The sequence below is a fragment of the Coleofasciculus sp. FACHB-712 genome (genome assembly GCF_014695635.1).
GTDB lineage: Bacteria > Cyanobacteriota > Cyanobacteriia > Cyanobacteriales > FACHB-T130 > FACHB-T130.
Genome location: NZ_JACJOQ010000355.1, coordinates 1 through 6,304 on the forward strand (window position 1 = coordinate 1; position 6,304 = coordinate 6,304).

6 protein-coding genes are annotated in these 6,304 nt (G+C 46.0%); 4 read left to right on the forward strand and 2 right to left on the reverse strand.

Annotated features, from left to right (window positions below; genetic code table 11):
• Both H6F50_RS09235 and H6F50_RS09240 read left to right on the forward strand, forming a co-directional pair.
• A partial coding sequence (locus H6F50_RS09235) for an ATP-binding protein (RefSeq protein WP_242028957.1) occupies positions 1-180 on the forward strand: 180 nt, incomplete at its 5' end.
• A 452-nt stretch (positions 181-632) separates the two neighbouring features.
• A complete protein-coding gene (locus H6F50_RS09240) occupies positions 633-1,286 on the forward strand; it encodes a heterocyst differentiation related protein (RefSeq protein WP_190412034.1) in 654 nt (217 codons plus the stop codon).
• Between the two features lie 51 nt (positions 1,287-1,337).
• Here H6F50_RS09240 and H6F50_RS09245 read toward each other — a convergent pair whose 3' ends face one another.
• Complete coding sequence (locus tag H6F50_RS09245) at positions 1,338-1,598, reverse strand: HAD hydrolase family protein (protein WP_190428466.1); 261 nt, start codon at positions 1,596-1,598, stop codon at positions 1,338-1,340.
• A 127-nt stretch (positions 1,599-1,725) separates the two neighbouring features.
• Positions 1,726-1,908 carry a hypothetical protein gene (locus H6F50_RS09250; protein WP_190428467.1) on the reverse strand — a complete coding sequence of 61 codons (183 nt, stop codon included), beginning with the start codon at positions 1,906-1,908 and terminating at the stop codon, positions 1,726-1,728.
• Positions 1,909-2,599: 691 nt separating this feature from the next.
• On the opposite strand from H6F50_RS09250, the gene H6F50_RS09255 reads away from it, so the two are divergent.
• Entirely contained in the window at positions 2,600-4,639 is a 2,040-nt protein-coding gene (locus H6F50_RS09255) for a serine/threonine-protein kinase (protein WP_190428468.1), read from the forward strand.
• 504 nt (positions 4,640-5,143) lie between these two features.
• Complete coding sequence (locus tag H6F50_RS09260; protein ID WP_190428469.1) at positions 5,144-6,178, forward strand: mechanosensitive ion channel family protein; 1,035 nt, start codon at positions 5,144-5,146, stop codon at positions 6,176-6,178.
• Positions 6,179-6,304: the final 126 nt, after the last annotated feature.

Genomic DNA, 6,304 nt, shown 5'->3' on the forward strand with positions numbered 1-6,304 from the left:
ATTTTTGATAAATTTTACCGAGTTCCCAATGCCGATCCCTGGAAGCAAGGCGGAACTGGCTTGGGACTGGCACTGGTGAAGAAACTGACAGAGCATTTAGGAGGCGAAATCTGGGTTGAGAGTGGATCGGGTCAAACCGGCTTTATCATAGAGCTACCGATTAATTTTGCTTATAGTTAACTTTCCCCGACGCCTTTCCCAACCCCAAGAGAAACACGAAGGCATCCCATCCCTGCGGTGTGGCAAATCTAGCGATTTTGGTTTGGATGCAATACGGATTAATATCCCGTCCGCAGAAAGGGGTTCAATATCCCCGCTGGGTGAATAGCGAGGGGTTGAGGGCGAAGTTCCAAGTGTATTGCACGCCAGAGTGAGAACCGCTATCAAGTACGGATGTCAATTCGTCGCTTCTTAAATCTCTACAATTTTTTTTTAGCTGGACAACTGACATGATGTGGTTTTGAATGTAAGAGCATATACGAGGTCGTAACAAACGCCTCCCTATCCCATCTACTTCAGTTGCTAATTTAGTTGCTAAGTTAACCCGATTTGAGTAGGGTGTTAAGTTATGATTCTCGGAGTGCATCAGTTGCGACTATTTGTGGTTCAGTTACCGTTGAAAAGCAAGAGCGATGAGTGAAAAGAGTACAGCATTTCTGGCCGGGGCTGCCTTCGCCGGAATTGCAGCTTTCGTCTTGCTTAGAACTGGCGGGAATCCCAGTCAAGCCAACCTGCCAACTTACCTGCCCTCGCCACCGCAGCCAGGACAGCCCTACGGCACGATGCAGCAGCTGCCGCCTCCGCCTCCGACTGCGGCTGGTGTCTCGCCGGATACGACTCCCTATTGCTTACAGCAGCAGAGCGAAACTCAAAGGCTAAAAGATCGGCTGGAACAGCAACAAAGTGAAACCGAGCAGGTGAAAGCCCAGCTGCGGAATCAGCAAATGGTGATTGAGGCTCTGACTACGCAGGCAAAAGCAAATGTCTATCCTCCGCCGGTCAACCCAACCCAAGCCTTGCCTCCTGTTCAAGAGCAACAGCCCTTAAATCCCATGCTGACAGGCATCCTCTGGGCAGTAGGAGGCATGGTTCTCACTGTCATTAGTGGGGTTGTGCTGGCAGCAGCCTTTGCTTTGCTGTCGCAACAGCAGCGTCCTCCCCGGACAGTACAAGTGATTCACCCCATCCAGCCCCCTCCGCCAACCTTATCTCACAGACGGCGTTCTGAGTTTCTGCCCCCGCAGCTAGAAGGTAGGCGGAATGACTCCATCGACTACGACAGGTAGACAAACGTTGACCGCTTCTGAGCTATCTAGCAGGATGTTGTGTCATTGCCGCTAGGGTTGAAGTGCGGATAAATCCGAAGCCACCAGATGGTCAATCAATTCAATTACCCCAGCACCGCGATCGCCCTTCGTGACAAAATCGGCAATCTCTTTGAGCATGGGCAGGGCGTTGACGACGGCGACGCTACACTCACACAGGTTCAGCAAGGCGCTATCGTTTTCGGCATCGCTAACGCCTACGGTGTTGTGCGGCGATAATCCCAATTCGCTCAATGCCACGCTTAACCCAGAGGCTTTGTATCTTCCAGGCAATTGAACGCTATAGTTGCTTTGATTTTAATGGGAATAGGCGGCGTTACTGCTCTTACAGGTAGAGATAAGTTATTTTTATCAATTTAAATTGCCTGACTTAGTTGTTGAATTTCTCTACTGGCGTATTTCAAGGGTTGTTTTTGACAGGTTCTAGCCCGCACTTGTAGTAAGCGATCGCCCAATCTTCTTGCGCCTGCACAATTAAGACGCGCACGGCTGACTCGTCGCTAGCAATGTCTTCATCTATCGGCGATCGCTCATTTTTTTCGAGTCGAGTTTTAAACCCAAAACTGCCGAGTGAGGTCAGCATCGCCCCAATGTGCCTGAGAAGCGAATGGATATAGACATCTAACGCCAATTGAGCGCGTTAGTTGCCTTTTGCAACGGCACTCTGAATCTAGGGCAGATATCCCGATAAAAAAGTGCCACTTGAGGGACACCTGGCAATACTTTTTCAATCGCTTCAATTCCCTTTAAGTTGCCTGGGTAATAGAGTAGGGTTAAGCCTCAATGAAATATTTTTTAAAATGTCAGCTTGACTTTCTTCTCTAGTCATTACAGCGTCTTGCTTGCGATCGCTTCCCTCGTTCCAGGTAAACTTAAACGAGACGTAATTTCAGCCGCTATGCATCAACGAGTTTGTTTAGTTGATAGCAATCCTTATTCATTCATGAACTAGGATTGCACTAATTACTCCTCTTTGACATTCAATATGATATTTTGAGGCTTTTAAATACCTTGAGAGCGACAAGAGCCGACTTCCTTTGCATCCCTCTTAAGTTCTCTTCGCCAAGGATATTTTTTCAAAGAGGTGCATATCAAACGGAAAATGCTATAAATTCAAACTAAATCTTTAGGATAGAAAAACCAGTCCCTCTTTTTTTTGTCGTCAGCTAAAAGCCTTAATAGATAACAACTATTGGGCTTGCATCCTCCAGCAATGGGTGGATGATTGAAAATTCTCAACATATATTAGGGATATGACAATTCTGTAGCTATCTATGAGCTACTGCATCAATCCCTGCTGCCCCAAACCTAACGATCCAGCCAACGCCAACAACCGTATTTGCCGCAATTGTGGCTCAGAGTTGCTGGTACAAGGGCGCTATCAGGTCATGCGCCTACTGAGTGACAACAGCGGCTTCGGCAATATTTATGAAGCCTACGAGGGCGCAACCCCCAAAATCCTGAAGATCCTCAAAAAAGATCACAACACGAATGCCAGAGTCGTCGAGCTATTTCAGCAAGAAGCCATTGTATTAAGCCAGCTGAATCATCCCGGCATCCCCAAAGTTGAGCTTGATGGATACTTTCAGTTTTATCCCAGAAACAGCCGAGAGCCAGTGTATGGCATCATCATGGAGAAAATTGATGGTCCCAACTTAAAAGAGTGGATGCAACAACAGGGCGATCGCCCTCTCGATCAGCGGCTAGCTCTTGACTGGTTAAAACAGCTCGCTGAGATTTTACATCTTGTCCACCAAAAAAACTATTTCCATCGTGATATTAAACCCGCAAATATCATGATGCGCTCTACAGGGCATCTGGTATTAATTGACTTTGGCACCGCCAGAGAGATGACCTATACTTACCTTGCGGAAGTCGGCGGCGCAGGCAGTGTCACGAGGATTAGTTCTGCTGGCTATACACCTCCAGAGCAAGAAAAAGGTCATGCTGTACCCCAGTCAGATTTCTATGCCTTGGGCAGAACTTTTGTTTATCTGCTGACTGGCAAACTAGCAACAGATCGCGCAATTTATGAACCTTTAACGGATAAATTTAATTGGCGCAATCATGCACCGGGTATTTCACCCTTACTGGCAGATTTTATTGATAAACTGATGGCTCCTACCGCAGGAGCGCGGCACAAAAATACTCAAGAAATTTTAGATGAACTCGCTAAAATTTCACAGTCTTTATCTAGACATAAACCTTCTCCTAATTTTAGTCTGATTGGTATCGGGGCAATTGTTGGGATACTTCCACCTTGGAAGCCTTCATTAGCCCCAACGATCATTGTTAGTAAGAAAAATAAAAATAAATGGTTGGTGGGGGGAGCCGTTGCTTGCTTGGTCGGATTAGGAGGATATGGAATTTGGCAACTCTCTTACCAAGACGCACCCAAAGTTATCGCTTATGAAAATCTTTCGGGAGTTAAAACGCTTCATGGACATGAAAGTCAGGTAAATTCTCTGGCGATTAGCCCAGACGGGCAAATTTTAGCTAGTAGCAGTGCCGATAAAAAAATTAGAATTTGGAACAAGTCTACATCCAAAGAAATTCGCGTCATAAAAGGGCATGACAGCTACGTGAATTCTCTAGTGATTAGCCCAGATGGAAATACATTAATAAGTGGCAGCGCCGATAAAACAATCAAAATTTTGAATATTTCTACTGGTCAAGAAATCCGTAGATTAAAGGGACATTCTAACCCTATTAATTCTGTTGCGATTAGCTTTGATTGGCAGACTCTAGCCAGTGGCAGCGCCGATAAAACAATTAAAATCTGGGATATTTCTACGGGTAAAGCAATCCGCACGCTTCAGGGTCATTCCCAACCTGTTAATTCCGTTGCAATTAGCCCAGATGGGGAGACTTTAGCCAGTGCTAGTGCCGATAAAACAATTAAAATCTGGGATATTTCTACTGGCAAAGCAATCCGCACACTTCAGGGTCATTCTCAACCTGTTAATTCCGTTGCGATTAGCCCGGATGGGCAGATTTTAGCCAGTGCTAGTGCTGACAAAACGATTAAAATTTGGGATTTAAACACTGGGAAACAAATTCACACCCTCACCCGGCATTCTAACTATGTGAATTCGGTTGCGATTAGCTCAGATGGACAAACTTTAGTCAGTGGCAGTGCGGACAAAACAATTAAAATTTGGAATCTTTCAACGGGTGAAGAAATTCGCACGCTTACCGGGCATTCTAGCTGGGTTAAATGTATTGTGATTAGCCCGGATGGGCAGACGATTGCTACTGGCAGTGGTGACAGTACTATCAAAATTTGGCAGGTGCCGGTCGCAGATGCCCGATAACTCACGGGGGTGTTGGCGGGGGCGGCTATTAGATGTTTATTGGCTTCCTTTGTGCGATCGCGCTACAATCTAGCACTATAGGAACTTGTTAACAGTATTTTATCGATATTTTCCTAGATATAAATGAATTTTTTATAGTTTATCTGTCTCTATTTAGATAATTATTCAAAAGTTAAATCATTATTCATGGTTTAGCGCTAAATCAACTATAGCAGTTCTCACTTGAGTGCAGTATAGACTCGGAACCTCACCCCCAGCCCCTCTCCGTTCACGGAGAGGGGGGAATATTGAGGAATATTGAACCCCTCCCTGTGAACGGGGTGCGGCAGGGGTGAGGTTAAACCGTACTACATCCAATAGAGAATTGCTATAACCTTAGAAATAAATTATGAATATATTTATTTTTATAATAGAAGCTGTGTTATCTAGATACTGACCATAGATAGAGTCAGAATTATGAATTTTTAATTAAAATCAACAACATTTTGTAAGCGGAAAACAGGAATGAATTTTCAAACATCGGTATCAACAGCATGGGGGAAAATTCAGGCAATGATCGATGGCCTGATTGTCATGCTGCCTAATATTGTGTTAGCACTAATCGTCTTTGCGCTATTTTTTTTCGCAGCAAGAGCGATTAAGGCAACAGTTAGAAGGCTTACAAGAAGGCATCGGCAGGCTCGGAATCTGGGACTAGTGCTAGGCCGTTTGTCGCAGGGAATTGTTATTTTAGTTGGTTTATTTGTATCATTATCCATCGTCATCCCGACATTCAAGGCAGGAGATTTGGTGCAACTGCTGGGTATCAGTGGGGTCGCAATTGGTTTCGCCTTCCGCGATATTCTCCAGAATTTTCTGGCTGGTATTTTAATTCTGTTGACCGAGCCGTTCCAGATCGATGACCAAATCGTATTTAAAGACTTCGAGGGAACGGTTGAAAACATCCAGACGCGAGCCACGACCATTAGAACCTATGATGGTCGTCGCATCGTGATTCCGAATTCTGAGCTATTCACAAATTCGGTGACTGTGAACACTGCCTTCGAGAATCGCCGCCTTCAGTACGACGTGGGTATTGGTTACGGCGACGACATTGACCAGGCGAAACAACTGATTCTAGAAGCGATCGCTAGCGTCGATGGTGTTTTGGAAGATCCAGCTCCCGACGCCCTTGTAGTGGATCTAGCTGACAGTACCGTGAATATCCGCGCCCGTTGGTGGGTACAGCCGCCGCGACGTGCAGATATTCTCGATAAGCAGGATCAAGTTCTCGCTGCGATTAAAAATAAGCTCACGGCTAACGGCATTGATATGCCCTTCCCGACTCAGCAAATCCTGTTCCACGACCAAACCGAAGAGACAGATGGAGATCGCGCTCGTCAGCGTGAAGGATGGCCCGCTGGGAAACAAGAAGTGCCAAAACCCCGCAGTATCGGCGGTTCCCTCCGGAAGCTAGCAGAAATGCGTGCCCAAAGAGATGGAAATGGCAGCCATAGAGACGAGAACCCCGATCGCCCTCACACTGCCGACGATAATTAATGAAAAATAACTGATGAAAAACATCAAGCTGGGCAAACTTTGGGACTCGCTCCACTCCAGCTACTGGTTCGTACCAACGCTGATGGCGCTCAGCGCGATCGCCTTGGCATTCGGAATGTTAAGCCT